This is a genomic window from Streptomyces sp. NPDC054883, assembly GCF_053610645.1.
Map to the genome: position 1 here is coordinate 29381 of NZ_JBSGYT010000037.1, position 17936 is coordinate 47316.

At 66.9% G+C, this 17936-nt stretch carries 29 protein-coding genes; all 29 read left to right on the forward strand.

Annotated elements, in window-relative coordinates:
• The first annotated feature begins 12 nt into the window (after nt 1–12).
• The 29 genes from rpsS to rplM all read left to right on the forward strand — a co-directional run bounded on the left by rpsS (nt 13) and on the right by rplM (nt 17922).
• The gene (gene rpsS / locus ACWGH1_RS24605; RefSeq protein ID WP_008739713.1) at nt 13–294 is read left to right on the forward strand and encodes a 30S ribosomal protein S19; all 282 of its coding nucleotides are present in this window, start codon (nt 13–15) and stop codon (nt 292–294) included.
• Between the two features lie 43 nt (nt 295–337).
• Nucleotides 338–685: a 50S ribosomal protein L22 gene (gene rplV, locus ACWGH1_RS24610; protein WP_037792011.1), complete on the forward strand. Its 348-nt coding sequence runs from the start codon at nt 338–340 to the stop codon at nt 683–685.
• Complete coding sequence (gene rpsC / locus ACWGH1_RS24615; RefSeq protein ID WP_008739710.1) at nt 685–1527, forward strand: 30S ribosomal protein S3; 843 nt, start codon at nt 685–687, stop codon at nt 1525–1527. Before rplV ends, rpsC begins: the two co-directional genes overlap by 1 nt.
• A gap of 5 nt (nt 1528–1532) precedes the next feature.
• Nucleotides 1533–1952, forward strand: a complete 420-nt coding sequence (rplP, locus tag ACWGH1_RS24620) for a 50S ribosomal protein L16 (RefSeq protein ID WP_030026326.1) — start codon at nt 1533–1535, stop codon at nt 1950–1952.
• Complete coding sequence (gene rpmC / locus ACWGH1_RS24625; protein WP_008739703.1) at nt 1952–2176, forward strand: 50S ribosomal protein L29; 225 nt, start codon at nt 1952–1954, stop codon at nt 2174–2176. Before rplP ends, rpmC begins: the two co-directional genes overlap by 1 nt.
• Entirely contained in the window at nt 2176–2457 is a 282-nt protein-coding gene (gene rpsQ / locus ACWGH1_RS24630) for a 30S ribosomal protein S17 (RefSeq protein WP_030026328.1), read from the forward strand. Before rpmC ends, rpsQ begins: the two co-directional genes overlap by 1 nt.
• Nucleotides 2458–2588: 131 nt before the next feature.
• Nucleotides 2589–2957: a 50S ribosomal protein L14 gene (gene rplN / locus ACWGH1_RS24635; RefSeq protein WP_008739701.1), complete on the forward strand. Its 369-nt coding sequence runs from the start codon at nt 2589–2591 to the stop codon at nt 2955–2957.
• Between the two features lie 2 nt (nt 2958–2959).
• Nucleotides 2960–3283 (forward strand): 50S ribosomal protein L24, encoded by a 324-nt coding sequence (gene rplX / locus ACWGH1_RS24640; protein WP_266626434.1) that lies wholly within the window; start codon nt 2960–2962, stop codon nt 3281–3283.
• Nucleotides 3283–3834: a 50S ribosomal protein L5 gene (gene rplE / locus ACWGH1_RS24645; RefSeq protein ID WP_030154702.1), complete on the forward strand. Its 552-nt coding sequence runs from the start codon at nt 3283–3285 to the stop codon at nt 3832–3834. Before rplX ends, rplE begins: the two co-directional genes overlap by 1 nt.
• 5 nt (nt 3835–3839) lie before the next feature.
• The gene (locus ACWGH1_RS24650; protein ID WP_003956452.1) at nt 3840–4025 is read left to right on the forward strand and encodes a type Z 30S ribosomal protein S14; all 186 of its coding nucleotides are present in this window, start codon (nt 3840–3842) and stop codon (nt 4023–4025) included.
• Between the two features lie 222 nt (nt 4026–4247).
• Nucleotides 4248–4646, forward strand: coding sequence for a 30S ribosomal protein S8 (gene rpsH / locus ACWGH1_RS24655; RefSeq protein ID WP_007265911.1), 399 nt, complete (start codon nt 4248–4250; stop codon nt 4644–4646).
• A 20-nt stretch (nt 4647–4666) separates the two neighbouring features.
• Nucleotides 4667–5206 carry a 50S ribosomal protein L6 gene (rplF, locus tag ACWGH1_RS24660; protein ID WP_453353059.1) on the forward strand — a complete coding sequence of 180 codons (540 nt, stop codon included), beginning with the start codon at nt 4667–4669 and terminating at the stop codon, nt 5204–5206.
• Nucleotides 5207–5208: 2 nt separating this feature from the next.
• Nucleotides 5209–5592, forward strand: a complete 384-nt coding sequence (rplR, locus tag ACWGH1_RS24665; RefSeq protein WP_030026334.1) for a 50S ribosomal protein L18 — start codon at nt 5209–5211, stop codon at nt 5590–5592.
• A 45-nt stretch (nt 5593–5637) separates the two neighbouring features.
• Nucleotides 5638–6240 carry a 30S ribosomal protein S5 gene (gene rpsE, locus ACWGH1_RS24670; RefSeq protein ID WP_267033226.1) on the forward strand — a complete coding sequence of 201 codons (603 nt, stop codon included), beginning with the start codon at nt 5638–5640 and terminating at the stop codon, nt 6238–6240.
• Nucleotides 6240–6422, forward strand: a complete 183-nt coding sequence (gene rpmD / locus ACWGH1_RS24675) for a 50S ribosomal protein L30 (RefSeq protein WP_053682614.1) — start codon at nt 6240–6242, stop codon at nt 6420–6422. The genes rpsE and rpmD overlap by 1 nt, the downstream gene beginning before the upstream one ends.
• 2 nt (nt 6423–6424) lie before the next feature.
• Nucleotides 6425–6880, forward strand: coding sequence for a 50S ribosomal protein L15 (gene rplO / locus ACWGH1_RS24680; RefSeq protein WP_030154704.1), 456 nt, complete (start codon nt 6425–6427; stop codon nt 6878–6880).
• A 186-nt stretch (nt 6881–7066) separates the two neighbouring features.
• On the forward strand, nt 7067–8380 hold the full coding sequence (gene secY / locus ACWGH1_RS24685; protein WP_453353058.1) for a preprotein translocase subunit SecY: 1314 nt from the start codon (nt 7067–7069) through the stop codon (nt 8378–8380).
• On the forward strand, nt 8380–9027 hold the full coding sequence (locus ACWGH1_RS24690) for an adenylate kinase (protein WP_453353057.1): 648 nt from the start codon (nt 8380–8382) through the stop codon (nt 9025–9027). The genes secY and ACWGH1_RS24690 overlap by 1 nt, the downstream gene beginning before the upstream one ends.
• Nucleotides 9028–9119: 92 nt before the next feature.
• On the forward strand, nt 9120–9956 hold the full coding sequence (gene map, locus ACWGH1_RS24695) for a type I methionyl aminopeptidase (RefSeq protein WP_453409000.1): 837 nt from the start codon (nt 9120–9122) through the stop codon (nt 9954–9956).
• Between the two features lie 138 nt (nt 9957–10094).
• Nucleotides 10095–10316, forward strand: coding sequence for a translation initiation factor IF-1 (gene infA / locus ACWGH1_RS24700; protein WP_003956442.1), 222 nt, complete (start codon nt 10095–10097; stop codon nt 10314–10316).
• 73 nt (nt 10317–10389) lie between these two features.
• Nucleotides 10390–10503: a 50S ribosomal protein L36 gene (gene rpmJ / locus ACWGH1_RS24705; protein WP_003956441.1), complete on the forward strand. Its 114-nt coding sequence runs from the start codon at nt 10390–10392 to the stop codon at nt 10501–10503.
• Nucleotides 10504–10700: 197 nt separating this feature from the next.
• A complete protein-coding gene (rpsM, locus tag ACWGH1_RS24710) occupies nt 10701–11081 on the forward strand; it encodes a 30S ribosomal protein S13 (protein WP_007265919.1) in 381 nt (126 codons plus the stop codon).
• Nucleotides 11082–11135: 54 nt separating this feature from the next.
• Nucleotides 11136–11540, forward strand: coding sequence for a 30S ribosomal protein S11 (rpsK, locus tag ACWGH1_RS24715; RefSeq protein ID WP_003956432.1), 405 nt, complete (start codon nt 11136–11138; stop codon nt 11538–11540).
• A 130-nt stretch (nt 11541–11670) separates the two neighbouring features.
• Complete coding sequence (locus ACWGH1_RS24720) at nt 11671–12693, forward strand: DNA-directed RNA polymerase subunit alpha (protein ID WP_008739666.1); 1023 nt, start codon at nt 11671–11673, stop codon at nt 12691–12693.
• An 89-nt stretch (nt 12694–12782) separates the two neighbouring features.
• Entirely contained in the window at nt 12783–13256 is a 474-nt protein-coding gene (gene rplQ / locus ACWGH1_RS24725; RefSeq protein ID WP_453356544.1) for a 50S ribosomal protein L17, read from the forward strand.
• A gap of 113 nt (nt 13257–13369) precedes the next feature.
• Nucleotides 13370–14221, forward strand: coding sequence for a tRNA pseudouridine(38-40) synthase TruA (truA, locus tag ACWGH1_RS24730; protein ID WP_453355838.1), 852 nt, complete (start codon nt 13370–13372; stop codon nt 14219–14221).
• Nucleotides 14222–14288: 67 nt separating this feature from the next.
• Nucleotides 14289–15908, forward strand: coding sequence for an ABC-F family ATP-binding cassette domain-containing protein (locus ACWGH1_RS24735; RefSeq protein ID WP_453355839.1), 1620 nt, complete (start codon nt 14289–14291; stop codon nt 15906–15908).
• A gap of 57 nt (nt 15909–15965) precedes the next feature.
• A complete protein-coding gene (locus ACWGH1_RS24740) occupies nt 15966–17243 on the forward strand; it encodes a glycosyltransferase family 87 protein (protein WP_453355840.1) in 1278 nt (425 codons plus the stop codon).
• A 235-nt stretch (nt 17244–17478) separates the two neighbouring features.
• A complete protein-coding gene (rplM, locus tag ACWGH1_RS24745) occupies nt 17479–17922 on the forward strand; it encodes a 50S ribosomal protein L13 (RefSeq protein WP_136213237.1) in 444 nt (147 codons plus the stop codon).
• Nucleotides 17923–17936 lie beyond the last annotated feature (14 nt).

Consider the following 17936-nt stretch of genomic DNA (forward strand, 5'->3'; position numbering starts at 1 on the left):
GAGCGGGTTTAGATGCCGCGCAGTCTCAAGAAGGGGCCCTTCGTCGACGACCACCTCGTAAAGAAGGTGGACGTCCAGAACGAAGCCGGCACCAAGAACGTCATCAAGACCTGGTCCCGTCGCTCGATGATCATCCCCAGCATGCTGGGTCACACCATCGCGGTGCACAACGGCAAGACCCACGTCCCGGTGTTCGTCACCGAGTCGATGGTCGGCCACAAGCTCGGCGAGTTCTCGCCGACTCGCACCTTCCGCGGCCACGTCAAGGACGACCGGAAGTCGAAGCGCCGCTAAAGGCGGGGTGGTTACGACTATGACTTACACCGAAGGGACAACCATGGAAGCCAGGGCCCAGGCGCGGTACATCCGCGTCACGCCCATGAAGGCCCGCCGAGTGGTGGACCTTATCCGTGGCATGGATGCCACGGAGGCTCAGGCGGTCCTGCGTTTCGCCCCGCAGGCCGCGAGCGTGCCGGTCGGCAAGGTGCTGGACAGCGCCATTGCCAACGCCGCACACAACTACAACCACCCGGACGCCTCCACGCTGGTCATCAGCGAGGCGTTCGTGGACGAGGGTCCGACCCTGAAGCGGTTCCGTCCGCGTGCCCAGGGCCGCGCCTACCGGATCCGCAAGCGGACCAGCCACATCACCGTGGTCGTCAGCAGCAAGGAAGGTTCCCGGTAATGGGCCAGAAGGTAAACCCGCACGGGTTCCGGCTCGGCATCACCACCGACTTCAAGTCGCGTTGGTACGCCGACAAGCTGTACAAGGACTACGTCAAGGAAGACGTCGCCATCCGTCGGATGATGACGTCCGGCATGGAGCGCGCGGGCATCTCGAAGGTTGAGATCGAGCGCACCCGTGACCGCGTGCGTGTGGACATCCACACCGCTCGTCCGGGCATCGTCATCGGCCGCCGTGGCGCCGAGGCCGACCGCATCCGCGGTGACCTCGAGAAGCTCACGGGCAAGCAGGTCCAGCTGAACATCCTCGAGGTCAAGAACCCCGAGCTCGACGCTCAGCTGGTTGCCCAGGCCGTTGCCGAGCAGCTCTCCTCCCGCGTCTCCTTCCGTCGCGCCATGCGTAAGAGCATGCAGGGCACGATGAAGGCCGGCGCCAAGGGCATCAAGATCCAGTGTGGCGGCCGTCTCGGCGGCGCCGAGATGTCCCGCTCCGAGTTCTACCGCGAGGGTCGTGTGCCGCTGCACACGCTGCGCGCGAACGTGGACTACGGCTTCTTCGAGGCCAAGACCACCTTCGGCCGTATCGGTGTGAAGGTCTGGATCTACAAGGGCGACGTCAAGAACATCGCCGAGGTTCGCGCCGAGAACGCTGCGGCCCGTGCGGGTAACCGCCCGGCCCGTGGCGCGCAGGGCGCTGGCGACCGTCCCGCCGGCCGTGGTGGCCGTGGTGGCGAGCGCGGCGGCCGTGGTGGCCGCAAGCCGCAGCAGGCTGCTGGTGCCGAGGCCCCCAAGGCCGACGCTCCCGCCGCCGCTCCGGCCGAGAGCACCGGAACGGAGGCCTGACCGACATGCTGATCCCTCGTAGGGTCAAGCACCGCAAGCAGCACCACCCGAAGCGCCGCGGTATGGCCAAGGGCGGTACTGAGGTCTCGTTCGGCGAGTACGGCATCCAGGCGCTGACCCCGGCGTACGTGACGAACCGCCAGATCGAGGCGGCTCGTATCGCGATGACCCGCCACATCAAGCGTGGCGGCAAGGTCTGGATCAACATCTACCCGGACCGTCCGCTGACGAAGAAGCCCGCCGAGACCCGCATGGGTTCCGGTAAGGGTTCTCCCGAGTGGTGGATCGCGAACGTGCACCCGGGCCGGGTCATGTTCGAGCTGTCCTACCCGAACGAGAAGATTGCTCGTGAGGCGCTCACCCGCGCTGCTCACAAGCTTCCGATGAAGTGCCGGATTGTTCGGCGCGAGGCAGGTGAGTCGTGATGGCGACGGGAACCAAGGCGTCCGAGCTGCGTGAGCTCGGCAACGAGGAGCTCGTTGGCAAGCTGCGCGAGGCCAAGGAAGAGCTGTTCAAGCTGCGCTTCCAGGCGGCCACGGGTCAGCTGGAGAACAACGGCCGGCTCAAGTCCGTCCGTAAGGACATCGCTCGCATCTACACCCTGATGCACGAGCGTGAGCTCGGTATCGAGACGGTGGAGAGCGCCTGATGAGCGAGAAGAACGTGACTGAGACGAACGAGCGCGGTTTCCGCAAGACCCGTGAGGGTCTCGTCGTCAGCGACAAGATGGACAAGACCGTCGTCGTCGCCGTCGAGGACCGCGTGAAGCACGCGCTGTACGGCAAGGTCATCCGCCGTACGAACAAGCTCAAGGCTCACGACGAGCAGAACGCTGCCGGCGTCGGCGACCGCGTCCTCATCATGGAGACGCGTCCGCTGTCGGCGAGCAAGCGCTGGCGCATCGTCGAGATCCTCGAGAAGGCCAAGTAAGGAACCTCGCGCAAGCGAGTTCCGCCAGACATAGCCTGGGGGGTTTCCCTCAGGTCAGTTCCGCCAGGCTCGGTGAGGGGCTCCGGTAACGGGCCCCTCGCCGGGAACCGGCAGACAATCAGGAGATACACGTGATCCAGCAGGAGTCGCGACTGCGTATCGCCGACAACACTGGTGCCAAGGAAATCCTTTGCATCCGTGTTCTCGGTGGTTCCGGTCGCCGCTACGCGGGCATCGGTGACGTCATCGTCGCCACCGTCAAGGACGCGATCCCCGGTGGCAACGTGAAGAAGGGTGACGTCGTCAAGGCGGTCATCGTTCGCACCGTCAAGGAACGCCGCCGCCAGGACGGCTCGTACATCCGCTTCGACGAGAACGCCGCTGTCATTCTCAAGAACGACGGCGACCCTCGTGGCACCCGTATCTTCGGCCCCGTGGGCCGTGAGCTGCGCGAGAAGAAGTTCATGAAGATCATCTCGCTCGCGCCGGAGGTGCTGTAAGCATGAAGATCAAGAAGGGCGACCTGGTTCAGGTCATCACCGGTAAGGACAAGGGCAAGCAGGGCAAGGTCATTCAGGCCATCCCTACTGAGAACCGTGTCCTCGTCGAGGGTGTCAACCGGGTCAAGAAGCACACCAAGGCCGGCCAGACCGCTGGTGGCTCGCAGACCGGTGGCATCGTGATCACCGAGGCGCCGATCCACGTCAGCAACGTTCAGCTGGTTGTGGAGAAGGACGGCCAGAAGGTCGTTACCCGCGTCGGTTTCCGCTTCGATGACGAGGGCAACAAGATCCGCGTTGCCAAGCGGACGGGTGAGGACATCTGATGGCTACCACTCCGCGTCTCAAGACGAAGTACCGCGAGGACATCGCGGGCAAGCTGCGTGAAGAGTTCTCGTACGAGAACGTCATGCAGATCCCCGGCCTCGTGAAGATCGTGGTCAACATGGGTGTGGGCGACGCCGCCCGCGACTCCAAGCTGATCGACGGCGCCATCCGCGACCTGACGACGATCACCGGTCAGAAGCCGGCCGTCACGAAGGCCCGCAAGTCCATCGCGCAGTTCAAGCTGCGTGAGGGTCAGCCGATCGGCTGCCACGTCACCCTCCGTGGTGACCGCATGTGGGAGTTCCTGGACCGTACGCTGTCGCTCGCGCTGCCGCGTATCCGTGACTTCCGTGGTCTGTCGCCGAAGCAGTTCGACGGCCGTGGCAACTACACCTTCGGTCTCACGGAGCAGGTCATGTTCCACGAGATCGACCAGGACAAGATCGACCGTACCCGGGGTATGGACATCACCGTGGTCACCACGGCGACCAACGACGCTGAGGGCCGCGCGCTCCTTCGTCACCTCGGCTTCCCCTTCAAGGAGGCGTAAGCGAGATGGCGAAGAAGGCTCTCATCGCGAAGGCTGCCCGCAAGCCCAAGTTCGGTGTGCGCGCGTACACCCGCTGCCAGCGCTGCGGTCGTCCCCACTCCGTGTACCGCAAGTTCGGCCTGTGCCGCGTCTGCCTCCGTGAGATGGCTCACCGTGGCGAGCTGCCGGGCGTGACCAAGAGCTCCTGGTAATTCCCGCCGTCCGCAAGGACTTGGGAAGTTCCAGGCACTCTCGGTAAGCATCTGGTCGGAGGATGCCCAGCCGCGCATGCCTTAGGCTTGTGTGGTTGGGCGTCCGCCGCCCATAACGACTTACTACGCCGTAGGTCCCCGCACCGCACCCGTCCCGCCACTGAGTGGGGAGAGGGATGGCGCATACAGGAAACCCCGGCGAGAGAGGCCGAAGGCCACTTCATGACCATGACTGACCCGATCGCAGACATGCTGACCCGTCTGCGTAACGCTAACTCGGCGTACCACGACACCGTCGTGATGCCGCACAGCAAGATCAAGTCGCACATCGCAGAGATCCTCAAGCAGGAGGGTTTCATCACCGGCTGGAAGGTCGAGGACGCCGAGGTCGGCAAGAACCTCGTCCTCGAGCTGAAGTTCGGGCCGAACCGTGAGCGCTCCATCGCGGGCATCAAGCGGATCTCGAAGCCCGGTCTGCGTGTGTACGCGAAGTCCACCAATCTGCCGAAGGTGCTCGGCGGCCTGGGCGTGGCGATCATCTCCACGTCCCACGGTCTCCTCACCGGCCAGCAGGCAGGCAAGAAGGGCGTAGGTGGGGAAGTCCTCGCCTACGTCTGGTAGTCGGGAACGGAGGAAAAGCAATGTCGCGAATCGGCAAGCTCCCCATCCAGGTTCCCGCCGGTGTGGACGTCACCATCGATGGCCGCACGGTCGCGGTGAAGGGCCCCAAGGGTTCCCTCTCGCACACCGTCGCTGCGCCCATCGCCGTCGTCAAGGGTGAGGACGGCGTTCTGAACGTCGTCCGTCCGAACGACGAGCGTCAGAACAAGGCCCTGCACGGCCTGTCCCGCACGCTGGTGGCGAACATGATCACCGGTGTGACCACGGGATACGTCAAGGCTCTCGAAATCAGCGGTGTTGGTTACCGCGTCGCCGCGAAGGGCTCCGACCTGGAGTTCCAGCTTGGCTACAGCCACCCGATCCTGATCGAGGCGCCCGAGGGCATCTCCTTCAAGGTCGAGTCGCCCACCAAGTTCTCGGTCGAGGGCATCGACAAGCAGAAGGTCGGCGAGGTCGCCGCCAACATCCGCAAGCTGCGGAAGCCCGACCCGTACAAGGCCAAGGGTGTCAAGTACGCCGGCGAAGTCATCCGCCGCAAGGTCGGAAAGGCTGGTAAGTAGCCATGGCATACGGTGTAAAGATCGCCAAGGGCGACGCGTACAAGCGCGCGGCCAAGGCTCGCCGCCACATCCGCATCCGCAAGAACGTCTCGGGTACGGCGGAGCGTCCGCGCCTCGTCGTGACGCGTTCCAACCGCAACATCGTTGCTCAGGTCATCGACGACCTCCAGGGTCACACCCTGGCGTCCGCGTCGACCCTGGACGCTTCGATCCGCGGTGGCGAAGGCGACAAGAGCGCCCAGGCCCAGGCTGTCGGCGCGCTCGTCGCCGAGCGTGCCAAGGCCGCGGGTGTCGAGACCGTCGTGTTCGACCGCGGTGGCAACCGATACGCCGGGCGCATTGCCGCTCTGGCTGACGCCGCCCGCGAAGCCGGGCTGAAGTTCTAAGCCCCGGTTCCGGGACTCACGGACGTAACAGAGAGAGGTAATCCAATGGCTGGACCCCAGCGCCGCGGAAGCGGTGCCGGTGGCGGCGAGCGGCGGGACCGGAAGGGTCGCGACGGTGGCCCTGCCGCCGAGAAGACCGCTTACGTTGAGCGCGTTGTCGCGATCAACCGCGTCGCCAAGGTTGTCAAGGGTGGTCGCCGCTTCAGCTTCACCGCGCTGGTCGTGGTGGGCGACGGTGACGGCACTGTAGGTGTCGGTTACGGCAAGGCCAAGGAAGTTCCCGCGGCCATTGCCAAGGGTGTCGAGGAAGCCAAGAAGAACTTCTTCAAGGTTCCGCGCATCCAGGGCACCATCCCTCACCCGATCACGGGCGAGCGTGCTGCGGGCGTCGTGCTGCTCAAGCCGGCGTCCCCTGGTACCGGTGTTATCGCCGGTGGCCCGGTGCGCGCCGTTCTGGAGTGCGCCGGCGTTCACGACATCCTGTCGAAGTCGCTCGGCTCTTCCAACGCGATCAACATCGTGCACGCGACCGTGGCGGCCCTCAAGGGCCTGCAGCGTCCCGAGGAGATCGCGGCTCGCCGTGGTCTGCCCCTCGAGGACGTCGCCCCCGCGGCCCTGCTTCGTGCGCGTGCTGGGGCGGGTGTCTGATGGCCCGCCTCAAGATCACGCAGACGAAGTCGTACATCGGCAGCAAGCAGAACCACCGCGACACTCTGCGTTCGCTCGGGCTCAAGCGCCTGAACGACGTGGTCGTCAAGGAGGACCGCCCCGAGTTCCGCGGAATGGTGCAGACCGTCCGCCACCTCGTGACGGTTGAGGAGGTTGACTAATCATGGCTGAGAACAGCCCGCTGAAGGCCCACAACCTCCGTCCCGCCCCCGGCGCCAAGACCGCGAAGACCCGTGTCGGTCGTGGTGAGGCGTCGAAGGGTAAGACGGCCGGTCGTGGTACGAAGGGCCAGAAGGCCCGTTACCAGATCCCGCAGCGCTTCGAGGGCGGGCAGATGCCCCTCCACATGCGTCTGCCGAAGCTCAAGGGCTTCAAGAACCCGTTCCGCACCGAGTTCCAGGTCGTCAACCTGGACAAGCTCGGCGCTCTCTACCCCGAGGGTGGAGAGGTCACGGTGGCCGACCTGGTCGCCAAGGGCGCGGTGCGCAAGAACAGCCTCGTCAAGGTCCTGGGCCAGGGCGAGATCTCCGTGGCGCTGACGGTTTCGGTTGACGCCGTCTCCGCTTCCGCCAAGGAGAAGATTGCCGCTGCCGGCGGCACTGTCACCGAGCTCGTCTAAGACGAACGCACGTGACAAATAGCTAAAACCCGACCGGGGATGCCTCACATATGGGGCATCCCCGGTTGGTCGTTCCACGGGGGGCGCAGTCGCCGGTAAGGTGGCCTGCACCTTTGCTTGTACGTATTCGTCGATCCCTCAGACCGTCACCTCTGACGCAGTAGCGCGGGGGTCGCAGGAGGCACCGTGCTCACCGCGTTCGCCCGGGCGTTCAAGACGCCCGACCTGCGCAAGAAGCTGCTCTTCACGCTCGCCATCATCGTGCTGTTCCGCCTCGGGTCCCACATCCCGGTCCCCGGCGTGAACTACAAGAACGTTCAGTTCTGTGTGGACCAGGCAGGGACCGGCAACAGCCTGTTCGGCCTCGTCAACATGTTCAGCGGTGGCGCACTGCTGCAGATCACGATCTTCGCGCTCGGAATCATGCCGTACATCACGGCGAGCATCATCCTGCAGCTGCTGACCGTGGTCATCCCGAAGCTGGAGAACCTCAAAAAAGAGGGTCAGTCCGGCACGGCGAAGATCACCCAGTACACGCGTTACCTGACGGTCGCGCTCGCGATCCTCCAGGGCACGGGTCTGGTGGCCACCGCCAAGACGGGTGCGCTCTTCGGTTCCTGCCAGCTCCGCACCGAGATCGTCTCGGACCGCTCGATCTTCACCATGGTCACGATGGTGCTCACCATGACCGCCGGCACCTGTGTCGTCATGTGGCTCGGTGAGCTGATCACCGACCGCGGCATCGGCAACGGCATGTCGATCCTCATGTTCATCTCGATCGCGGCCGGCTTCATCGGCGCCATGTGGCAGATCAAGCTCCAGGGCAAGATCGCTGATGGCTGGGTCGAGTTCGGTGTGGTGATCCTCGTCGGCCTGGCGATGGTGGCCCTGGTGGTCTTCGTCGAACAGGCGCAGCGCCGGATCCCGGTCCAGTACGCGAAGCGCATGATCGGGCGCCGCGCGTACGGCGGCACCTCGACCTACATCCCGCTCAAGGTGAACCAGGCCGGTGTCATCCCGGTCATCTTCGCCTCGTCGCTGCTGTACATCCCGGCCCTGGTCGTGCAGTTCAGCGGCTCGACGGCGGCCTGGGCGACCTGGATCCAGAAGCACTTCGTCAAGGGCGACCACCCTTACTACATCGCGGCCTACTTCCTCCTGATCGTGTTCTTCGCGTTCTTCTACGTGGCGATCTCGTTCAACCCCGAGGAAGTTGCAGACAACATGAAGAAGTATGGTGGGTTCATCCCGGGCATCCGCGCCGGCCGGCCTACCGCCGAGTACCTGAGCTACGTACTCAACCGGATCACCTGGCCGGGGTCGCTGTACCTGGGTCTGATCGCTCTCGTGCCGACAATGGCGTTGGCGGGCTTCGGAGCGAACCAGAACTTCCCGTTCGGCGGGACGAGCATCCTCATCATCGTGGGTGTGGGTCTGGAAACCGTGAAGCAGATCGAGAGCCAGCTCCAGCAGCGTAATTACGAAGGGTTCCTCCGCTGATGCGTATCGTCCTCGTCGGGCCCCCCGGCGCCGGCAAGGGAACACAGGCCGCGTTCCTTGCCAAGAACCTGTCGATCCCGCACATCTCCACGGGTGACCTGTTCCGCGCCAACATCAGCCAGGGCACCGAGCTCGGCAAGAGCGCGAAGTCGTACATGGACGCCGGTGAGCTCGTCCCGGACTCGGTCACCATCGGGATGGCCAAGGACCGGATGGAGCAGCCCGACGCCGAGAACGGCTTCCTGCTCGACGGGTTCCCGCGCAACCTCACCCAGGCCGAGGCGCTCGACGAGATCCTCAAGGCCGCCGGGCTCCACCTCGACGCCGTCCTCGACCTGGAGGTCGAGGAGGACGAGGTCGTCAAGCGCATCGCGGGCCGCCGGACCTGCCGCAAGGACTCCGCGCACGTCTTCCACGTCACGTACGCACCGCCGCAGACCGACGGCGTGTGCGACCACTGCGGCGGCGAGCTGTACCAGCGCGGGGACGACTCCGAGGACACGGTCCGCAACCGGCTGGCCGTCTACCACGCGGAGACCGAGCCGATCATCGACTACTACAAGGCCCAGGGCCTCGTGTCGACCATCCCCGCCCTCGGTGAGGTCGCGGACGTCACGCGACGCGCGATGGACGCCCTGAAGAAGTAGTCCCCACGTTGTGCAGGAACGGCCGCGGTGTCCCAGGGACACCGCGGCCGTACTGTTGAGAAGTCCGATTTCAGAAGGTGGAAGGCCGTTCCATGGTGCAGCTCAAGACGCCCGAGCAGATCGCGAAGATGCGCGAGGCGGGGCTGGTCGTCGCCGCGATCCACGCGGCGACCCGTGAGGCGGCCGTGCCGGGCGCCACGACCCGGGACCTGGACATGGTGGCCCGCAAGGTCATCGCGGACGCCGGCGCGAAGTCGAACTTCCTCGGTTACGGCGGCTTCCCCGCGACGATCTGCACGTCGGTGAACGAGGTCGTCGTCCACGGCATCCCGGACGACAAGACGGTCCTCAAGGACGGCGACATCATCTCGATCGACGCGGGCGCGATCGTGGACGGCTGGCACGGGGACGCGGCCTACACGGCGTTCGTGGGCACCGGCCACGCTCCGGAGCTGGTCGAGCTGTCCCGGGTGACCGAGGAATCGATGTGGGCGGGCATCGCGGCGATGAAGCTCGGCAACCGCCTGGTGGACATCTCCAAGGCGATCGAGAGCTACATCCGCCGCCAGCCGCGTCCGGCCACCGGCAAGTACGGGATCATCGAGGACTACGGCGGCCACGGCATCGGCTCCGAGATGCACATGGACCCCCACCTGCTGAACTACGTGTCCCGCAAGCGGGGCAAGGGCATCAAGCTGGTCCCGGGCGTGTGCCTGGCGATCGAGCCGATGGTCTCGCTGGGCACCGCCCAGACGGAGGTCCTGGCGGACGACTGGACGGTCATCACCACGGACGGCACCTGGTCCTCGCACTGGGAGCACTCCATCGCCCTGACCGAGGCCGGTCCGATCGTGCTGACCAGCCCGGACTGCGGCAAGGCGAAGCTGGCGGAGTACGGCGTGACCACCGCGCCGGACCCGCTCGGTTAATGATCTAGGCTATGGGGCAAACTTTCCGGATTCGTCTTTCTGGGTGCCCTGACGTAGACTGACTCGTCGGCTCTCGTGCATTTCCATGCCCTGCATGGGCGCGGAGCTGATCAAGGTAGCCGATTCGAAAGGCGAAGCGTGGCCAAGAAGCAAGGTGCCATCGAGATCGAGGGCACCGTGATCGAGTCCCTCCCGAACGCGATGTTCAAGGTGGAACTCCAGAACGGTCACAAAGTCCTCGCGCACATCAGTGGCAAGATGCGCATGCACTACATCCGCATCCTGCCTGATGACCGGGTTGTCGTGGAGCTCTCCCCGTACGACCTGACGCGTGGCCGGATCGTCTACCGATACAAGTAGATCTTGTCTTCACTCCCGCCTGGGCATCCGTCCCGGCGCGGGTGGTGGCACTGACCCGGAGAACCTCACCAACATGAAGGTCAAGCCGAGCGTCAAGAAGATCTGCGACAAGTGCAAGGTGATCCGCCGTCACGGCCGGGTCATGGTCATCTGCGACAACCTGCGCCACAAGCAGCGCCAGGGCTGACGCACGCCGACCGACCTGCCTTCCGCAGTTCTTCGCGCGACGTAAGAAAACGTACATACGCAGAACCCGCCCAGCCCTACGGGGCCGGCGGCACCTCCGGCGGGGGCCGGGGACCCGGGCGTACCACCACCCATCAGGGGTGGTCGGCGGTCGGGAACGGTTCTGCGGAAGACCCCCGAACACACAGGAGCCATTGAATGGCACGCGTTTCCGGTGTTGACATCCCGCGCGAAAAGCGCGTGGAGATCGCACTCACCTACGTCTTCGGTATCGGGCGCACCCGGTCCAAGGAGATCCTCGCCTCCACCGGCGTGAACCCGAACACCCGCGTTCGTGACCTGGCCGAAGAGGACCTCGTCAAGATCCGCGAGTACGTGGACGCCAACCTCCGTACCGAGGGTGACCTCCGCCGCGAGATCCAGGGCGACATCCGTCGCAAGATCGAGATCCAGTGCTACCAGGGCATCCGCCACCGTCGTGGCCTGCCGGTGCACGGTCAGCGCACCAGCACGAACGCGCGTACCCGCAAGGGCCCGCGTCGCGCGATCGCCGGTAAGAAGAAGCCGGGCAAGAAGTAGTCCTGTTCAGCGGTCTTGCGCTGTAGGACCGACCACCTCCCGTAGGAGATTTAGATGCCCCCCAAGGGTCGTCAGGGCGCTGCCAAGAAGGTGCGCCGCAAGGAAAAGAAGAACGTCGCTCACGGGCACGCCCACATCAAGAGCACGTTCAACAACACCATCGTCTCGATCACGGACCCCTCGGGCAACGTGATCTCCTGGGCCTCCGCCGGCCACGTCGGCTTCAAGGGCTCGCGCAAGTCCACCCCCTTCGCCGCGCAGATGGCCGCCGAGTCGGCCGCCCGTCGCGCGCAGGAGCACGGCATGCGCAAGGTTGACGTCTTCGTCAAGGGTCCGGGCTCCGGCCGCGAGACCGCGATCCGCTCCCTGCAGGCCACCGGCCTGGAGGTCGGCTCCATTCAGGACGTCACCCCCACCCCGCACAACGGCTGCCGTCCGCCGAAGCGCCGCCGCGTCTGACGCGACGGACGCGCCTGTGCGTCTTTGAGTGTCCGGGCGGTACGACTCCTTCGGGGGCCGTGCCGCCCGTACCCTTGCAGTACATGTCGGGCGTCAAATAGTGGGCGTCCACGACTGAAGGAACACAGACATGCTTATCGCTCAGCGTCCCTCGCTGACCGAAGAGGTCGTCGACGAGTACCGCTCGCGGTTCGTGATCGAGCCGCTGGAGCCGGGCTTCGGCTACACCCTCGGCAACTCCCTGCGCCGCACGCTCCTGTCCTCGATCCCGGGTGCCGCCGTCACCAGCATCCGCGTGGACGGCGTCCTGCACGAGTTCACCACCGTGCCGGGTGTCAAGGAAGACGTCACCGACATCATCCTCAACATCAAGCAGCTGGTCGTCTCCTCGGAGCACGACGAGCCGGTCGTGATGTACCTGCGCAAGCAGGGTCCCGGCCTGGTCACCGCTGCCGACATCGCGCCCCCGGCCGGTGTCGAGGTGCACAACCCGGACCTGGTCCTCGCCACGCTCAACGGCAAGGGCAAGCTGGAGATGGAGCTGACCGTCGAGCGCGGTCGCGGCTACGTCTCCGCCGTCCAGAACAAGCAGCTGGGCCAGGAGATCGGTCGCATCCCGATCGACTCCATCTACAGCCCGGTCCTCAAGGTCACCTACAAGGTCGAGGCGACCCGAGTCGAGCAGCGCACCGACTTCGACAAGCTGATCGTCGACGTCGAGACCAAGCAGGCCATGCGCCCGCGCGACGCCATGGCGTCCGCCGGCAAGACCCTGGTCGAGCTGTTCGGTCTGGCCCGCGAGCTCAACATCGACGCCGAGGGCATCGACATGGGCCCCTCGCCGACGGACGCGGCCCTGGCCGCCGATCTGGCGCTGCCGATCGAGGAGCTCGAGCTCACGGTCCGCTCGTACAACTGCCTCAAGCGCGAGGGCATCCACTCCGTGGGTGAGCTCGTGGCGCGTTCCGAGGCCGACCTGCTCGACATCCGCAACTTCGGTGCGAAGTCGATCGACGAGGTCAAGGCGAAGCTGGCCGGCATGGGCCTGGCCCTCAAGGACAGCCCGCCCGGATTCGACCCGACCGCCGCCGCCGACGCCTTCGGCGCCGACGACGACGCGGACGCCGGTTTCGTCGAGACCGAGCAGTACTAAGCACCACCAGAACTTTCCCGCGGCGTCCGCCTCGGGGGAACTGACACCGGTACCTGACACGGCCGGTGCAGATATGAAGGAGTAACACCATGCCGCGTCCCGCAAAGGGTGCCCGCCTGGGCGGCAGCGCCGCGCACGAGAAGCACCTCCTCGCGAACCTCGCGAAGGCGCTCTTCGAGCACGGCCGCATCACCACCACCGAGGCCAAGGCCCGTCGCCTGCGTCCCTACGCCGAGCGTCTGGTCACCAAGGCCAAGAAGGGCGACATCCACAACCGTCGCCTGGTGCTGCAGACGATCACGGACAAGAGCATCGTGCACACGCTGTTCACCGAGATCGCCCCGCGCTACGAGAACCGCCCCGGTGGTTACACGCGCATCACCAAGATCGGCAACCGTCGTGGCGACAACGCCCCGATGGCGGTCATCGAGCTGGTCGAGGCCCTGACCGTCGCCCAGCAGGCCACCGGTGAGGCCGAGGCCGCCACCAAGCGTGCCGCGAAGGACGCCGAGGCCGTGGCCGAGGCTCCCGCCGCCGAGGCCGAGGAGACCAAGGAGGCCTGATCCCGCTACGGGATCGAGCTTGCTTGATCGGCTCTGAACGGGCCCGCCCCCTGCCGGGGCGGGCCCGTTCTGCGTTTTTTTCGCGGTTCTGCGCTTCTGAGAGGATCGGTCACGTGAGTGACGAGGTGGAGCCCGGGCACGTCCGGGTACGGCTGGACCTGAGCTACGACGGCAAGGACTTCTCCGGCTGGGCGAAGCAGCGCACGCTGCGGACCGTGCAGGGAGAGCTGGAGAGCGCCCTGCGGACCGTGCTGCGGCTCAAGGAGCCGGTCGAGCTGACCGTCGCCGGGCGGACGGACGCCGGGGTGCACGCCCGTGGTCAGGTCGCCCAATTCGATCTGGCCGAGGAAGTGTGGGCCGAGCACCAGGACAAGCTGCTGCGCCGCCTCGCGGGGCGGCTGCCGCACGACGTACGGGTGTGGAAGGCCGAGCGGGCCCCGGAGGGCTTCAACGCGAGGTTCTCGGCCATCTGGCGCCGCTACGCCTACCGGGTGGGCGACCACCAGGCCGGGGTGGACCCGCTGCGCCGCGGGCACGTCCTGTGGCACCAGTGGCCGCTGGACGTGGACGCCATGAACGAGGCCTCCGCCGCGCTGCTCGGCGAGCACGACTTCGCCGCGTACTGCAAGAAGCGCGAGGGCGCCACGACCATCCGTACGCTCCAGCAGCTCGGCTGGGAGCGCGCCGAAGACGGCATCGTCACCGCGACGGTGCGCGCCGACGCCTTCTGCCACAACATGGTCCGCTCGCTGGTGGGCGCGCTGCTGCACGTCGGCGACGGGCACCGGCCGGTCGACTGGCCCGCGGCGGTCCTCAAGGCCGGCGTACGGGACTCCTCGGTGCACGTCGTCAAGCCGCACGGGCTGACGCTGGAGGAGGTCGGCTACCCGGCCGACGAACTGCTGGCGGCCCGCAGCAAGGAGGCGCGCAACCTGCGCACCCTGCCGGGCGCCGGCTGCTGCTGAGCCGTACCGGACGCCCGTCGGCTAATCCGTTTGGGCGGATCGGCGCCCGGCCTGGACAATGCGCGGCATGGGACATCTAGAAGCCAGCCACCTGGAGTACTACCTTCCCGACGGGCGGGTGCTGCTCCCCGACGTCTCCTTCCGGGTGGGGGAGGGGTCGGTCGTCGCCCTGGTCGGGGCGAACGGGGCCGGCAAGACCACCTTGCTGAAGCTGATCTCGGGCGACCTCCAGCCGCACGGCGGCGCGGTCACCGTCAGCGGCGGCCTCGGCGTGATGTCCCAGTTCGTGGGCTCGGTGCGGGACGAGACGACCGTACGGGACCTGCTGGTATCGGTGGCGCAGCCGCGGATCCGGGAGGCGGCGAAGGCCGTCGACCGGGCCGAGCAGCTGATCCTGACCGTGGACGACGAAGCCGCCCAGATGGCCTACGCGCAGGCGCTGAGCGACTGGGCGGACGTCCAGGGGTACGAGGCGGAGACCCTGTGGGACGTCTGTACGACGGCCGCGCTGGGGGTCCCGTACGACAAGGCGCAGTTCCGCGAGGTGCGCACGCTGTCCGGCGGTGAGCAGAAGCGGCTGGTGCTGGAGGCACTGCTGCGCGGGCCGGACGAGGTGCTGCTGCTCGACGAGCCGGACAACTACCTCGACGTCCCCGGCAAGCGGTGGCTGGAGGAGCAGCTGCGGGCCACCCGCAAGACGGTCCTCTTCGTCAGCCACGACCGGGAGCTGCTCACCCAGGCGGCCGGGAAGATCATCAGCCTGGAGGCGAGCCCGACCGGCTCGGACGTCTGGGTGCACGGCGCCGGGTTCGGCACCTACCACGAGGCCCGCAAGGAGCGCTTCGCGCGCTTCGAGGAGCTCAAGCGGCGGTGGGACGAGGAGCACGCCCGGCTGAAGGCGCTGGTGCTGCGGCTGCGCAACCAGGCCGCTTCCAGCCCCGACATGGCCTCCCGCTACCGGGCGATGCAGACCCGCTTCCAGAAGTTCGAGGAGGCCGGCCCGCCGCCGGAGCCGCCGCGCGAGCAGGACATCCGGATGCGCCTCAAGGGCGGCCGGACCGGCGTGCGCGCGCTGACCGTGGAGAACCTGGAGCTGACCGGGCTGATGAAGCCGTTCTCCCTGGAGGTGTTCTACGGGGAGCGGGTCGCGGTGCTCGGCTCGAACGGTTCCGGCAAGTCGCACTTCCTGCGGTTGCTGGCGGGCGAGGACGTCGAGCACACCGGTACCTGGAAGCTGGGCGCGCGGGTGCTCCCGGGACACTTCGCGCAGACCCACGCGCACCCGGAGCTGTTCGGCCGCACCCTCGTCGACATCCTGTGGACGGAGGCGGCCAAGCCGCTCGGCGCGGCGATGGGCGCCCTGCGCCGCTACGAGCTGGAGCGCCAGGGCGACCAGCCGTTCGAGAAGCTGTCGGGCGGCCAACAGGCGCGGTTCCAGATCCTGCTGCTGGAGCTGGCCGGCACCACGGCGCTGCTGCTGGACGAGCCGACGGACAACCTCGACCTGGAGTCGGCGGAGGCCCTCCAGGACGGCCTGGAGGCGTACGACGGCACTGTGCTCTGCGTCACGCACGACCGCTGGTTCGCGCGCACATTTGACCGTTACTTGGTCTTCGGTTCGGACGGTGTTGTACGAGAGACTCGGGAACCTGTCTGGGACGAACGTAGGGTCGAGCGCGAGCGCTAGGGGGAGACCGCCCCCGAGCGGTGATCGGGAGGCGTTGTGCGGCTGCGGCCTGGCACCTTGCTCAGGGGATGGGAAACCGTACGGGATCCCGCGTTCGGGCACCGGCTGGTGGTCTGGCTGCTGCGGCCGGCGTCGGGGCCCTGGCACGCGGTGGCGCTGGCCGTGGTGCTCGGCATCGCGGTGTCCACCAGCCTGCGGGAGAACTGGGGCTCGGACAACGCCTTCGTGGTCAAGGCGGCCGAGACGCTGCTGGCGGGCGGGTCCCCGTACGAGGACAAGCGGTTCCTCTACCTCCCGAGCGCCGTGATCATGGCCGTCCCCGAGGCGCTGTTGCCGCAGCCGGTGCTGCGCTGGGTGCTCCCGCCCGCGATGTCCGTCCTGCTGGCGGTCGGCTGGTGGGCCGCGCTGCGGCTGTTCTCGGTGCCGCCGCGCTCCCGCTTCGCGGTCGGCGGGTTCGCCGCGCTGGCCCTGGCCTACAAGCCGTACGTGAACCTCGTGCTGATCGGCAACTGGACCGCCATCTCGGCGGCCGCGCTGCCCGTGGCGCTGCTGCTCGCGCGGCGTCGGTCCTGGCCGGCGGCGGGGCTGGTGGTGGGGCTGGCCATCGCCTGCAAGCCCATGCTGGTGCCGATCGGGCTGCTCTTCGTGCTGGCCCGGCAGTGGCGGGGGCTGGCCGTTGCCGTGCTGGTGCCGCTCGGCGTCTCGCTGCTCGGGGCGCTGATGATGCCGAGCCCGACGCTGTTCGTCACCAAGACGCTGCCGTTCCTGCTCCACGGGCAGGACGCGTACGCGCTGCCCTGGGACGCCTCGCCGATCGCGGTGCTGCCGCGGCTGGGGTTGCCGGAGCCGGTCGCGGTGCTGCTGACGGGGGCAGGGGCGCTGGGCGGGCTGGTCGCGGCGTGGCGGCGGTGGCGGCGTACGGACGGTCCGGGGGACGCGGACGGGGGAGAGCTGCGGCTCGCGGAGACGGCCTGCATGGTGATGCTCGCCGCATTCCTGGTGTCGCGGCCGTCCTTCGACCACTACCTGCTGGTGGTGCTTCCGCTGCTGCTGGCCTCGGCGGTGCGGCCGGGCTCGATGCCCCGCTCGCCCTGGTTCTGGCTGGCCCTGACGCCCCAGGTGGCGCTGGTGCCGTGGCCCACCGAGCTGGCCCACAAGCGGCGCGCGTTCAAGGACTGCGTCACCCTGTGCGGGCTCGCGATCATGCTGGCGGGTCGAGCGCTGCGCTCCGTACGGGTTACTCTGGATCCAGTAACAACTGCGGGGTCCCTACCCAGGACCGAACCGGAGTGCGCCGCGACGCCAGCAGAATCGGCATCGCGGACCGCGTTTTGACCCGTACGGGTCCTCTTGGGTACTCTGCTGGTTTGTTATGCGTATTGGCTTGCTCATTCTCACGTGAAAGGGCCTTACGCCGGTCCACCGGGCCGATGACCAGCGGTTCACACGGGTTGCGTCCCCGTAGTGGACCAGGGCTGTCGTGATCGTCCGTGGTGACCCTTGTCAGGACCCTTCCCCGTGGGCTCACGCCCTGGGGATGACCCACCACTGAAGAAGCGAAGGCATACGCGTGCGTACGTTCAGCCCCAAGCCCGGCGACATCTCGCGCCAGTGGCTCGTCATTGACGCCCAGGACGTTGTCCTCGGCCGTCTGGCGACCCAGGCCGCTGCCCTCCTGCGGGGCAAGCACAAGCCGACTTACGCCCCCCACATGGACATGGGCGACTTCGTCATCATCGTCAACGCCGACAAGGTTCACCTGTCCGGCAACAAGGCGTCCCAGAAGATGGCGTACCGCCACTCCGGCTTCCCGGGTGGTCTGCGTTCCGTCCGTTACGACGACCTCCTGGCGAACAACCCGGAGAAGGCCGTCGAGAAGGCCGTCAAGGGCATGCTCCCCAAGAACACCCTGGGCCGTCAGATGCTCTCGAAGCTGAAGGTCTACTCGGGCGACCAGCACCCCCACGCTGCCCAGCAGCCGGTGCCGTTCGAGATCACCCAGGTCGCGCAGTAGTTCCGGCCACCCCC

Excerpts from the sequence above, each read along its gene's own strand:
- rpsS (WP_008739713.1), top strand. The coding sequence starts at position 13 with ATGCCGCGCAGTCTCAAGAAGGGGCCCTTCGTCGACGACCACCTCGTA.
- rplV (WP_037792011.1), top strand. The coding sequence starts at position 338 with ATGGAAGCCAGGGCCCAGGCGCGGTACATCCGCGTCACGCCCATGAAG.
- rpsC (WP_008739710.1), top strand. The coding sequence starts at position 685 with ATGGGCCAGAAGGTAAACCCGCACGGGTTCCGGCTCGGCATCACCACC.
- rplP (WP_030026326.1), top strand. The coding sequence starts at position 1,533 with ATGCTGATCCCTCGTAGGGTCAAGCACCGCAAGCAGCACCACCCGAAG.
- rpmC (WP_008739703.1), top strand. The coding sequence starts at position 1,952 with ATGGCGACGGGAACCAAGGCGTCCGAGCTGCGTGAGCTCGGCAACGAG.
- rpsQ (WP_030026328.1), top strand. The coding sequence starts at position 2,176 with ATGAGCGAGAAGAACGTGACTGAGACGAACGAGCGCGGTTTCCGCAAG.
- rplX (WP_266626434.1), top strand. The coding sequence starts at position 2,960 with ATGAAGATCAAGAAGGGCGACCTGGTTCAGGTCATCACCGGTAAGGAC.
- rplE (WP_030154702.1), top strand. The coding sequence starts at position 3,283 with ATGGCTACCACTCCGCGTCTCAAGACGAAGTACCGCGAGGACATCGCG.
- ACWGH1_RS24650 (WP_003956452.1), top strand. The coding sequence starts at position 3,840 with ATGGCGAAGAAGGCTCTCATCGCGAAGGCTGCCCGCAAGCCCAAGTTC.
- rpsH (WP_007265911.1), top strand. The coding sequence starts at position 4,248 with ATGACCATGACTGACCCGATCGCAGACATGCTGACCCGTCTGCGTAAC.
- rplF (WP_453353059.1), top strand. The coding sequence starts at position 4,667 with ATGTCGCGAATCGGCAAGCTCCCCATCCAGGTTCCCGCCGGTGTGGAC.
- rplR (WP_030026334.1), top strand. The coding sequence starts at position 5,209 with ATGGCATACGGTGTAAAGATCGCCAAGGGCGACGCGTACAAGCGCGCG.
- rpsE (WP_267033226.1), top strand. The coding sequence starts at position 5,638 with ATGGCTGGACCCCAGCGCCGCGGAAGCGGTGCCGGTGGCGGCGAGCGG.
- rpmD (WP_053682614.1), top strand. The coding sequence starts at position 6,240 with ATGGCCCGCCTCAAGATCACGCAGACGAAGTCGTACATCGGCAGCAAG.
- rplO (WP_030154704.1), top strand. The coding sequence starts at position 6,425 with ATGGCTGAGAACAGCCCGCTGAAGGCCCACAACCTCCGTCCCGCCCCC.
- ACWGH1_RS24690 (WP_453353057.1), top strand. The coding sequence starts at position 8,380 with ATGCGTATCGTCCTCGTCGGGCCCCCCGGCGCCGGCAAGGGAACACAG.
- map (WP_453409000.1), top strand. The coding sequence starts at position 9,120 with ATGGTGCAGCTCAAGACGCCCGAGCAGATCGCGAAGATGCGCGAGGCG.
- rpmJ (WP_003956441.1), top strand. The coding sequence starts at position 10,390 with ATGAAGGTCAAGCCGAGCGTCAAGAAGATCTGCGACAAGTGCAAGGTG.
- rpsM (WP_007265919.1), top strand. The coding sequence starts at position 10,701 with ATGGCACGCGTTTCCGGTGTTGACATCCCGCGCGAAAAGCGCGTGGAG.
- rpsK (WP_003956432.1), top strand. The coding sequence starts at position 11,136 with ATGCCCCCCAAGGGTCGTCAGGGCGCTGCCAAGAAGGTGCGCCGCAAG.
- ACWGH1_RS24720 (WP_008739666.1), top strand. The coding sequence starts at position 11,671 with ATGCTTATCGCTCAGCGTCCCTCGCTGACCGAAGAGGTCGTCGACGAG.
- rplQ (WP_453356544.1), top strand. The coding sequence starts at position 12,783 with ATGCCGCGTCCCGCAAAGGGTGCCCGCCTGGGCGGCAGCGCCGCGCAC.
- ACWGH1_RS24735 (WP_453355839.1), top strand. The coding sequence starts at position 14,289 with ATGGGACATCTAGAAGCCAGCCACCTGGAGTACTACCTTCCCGACGGG.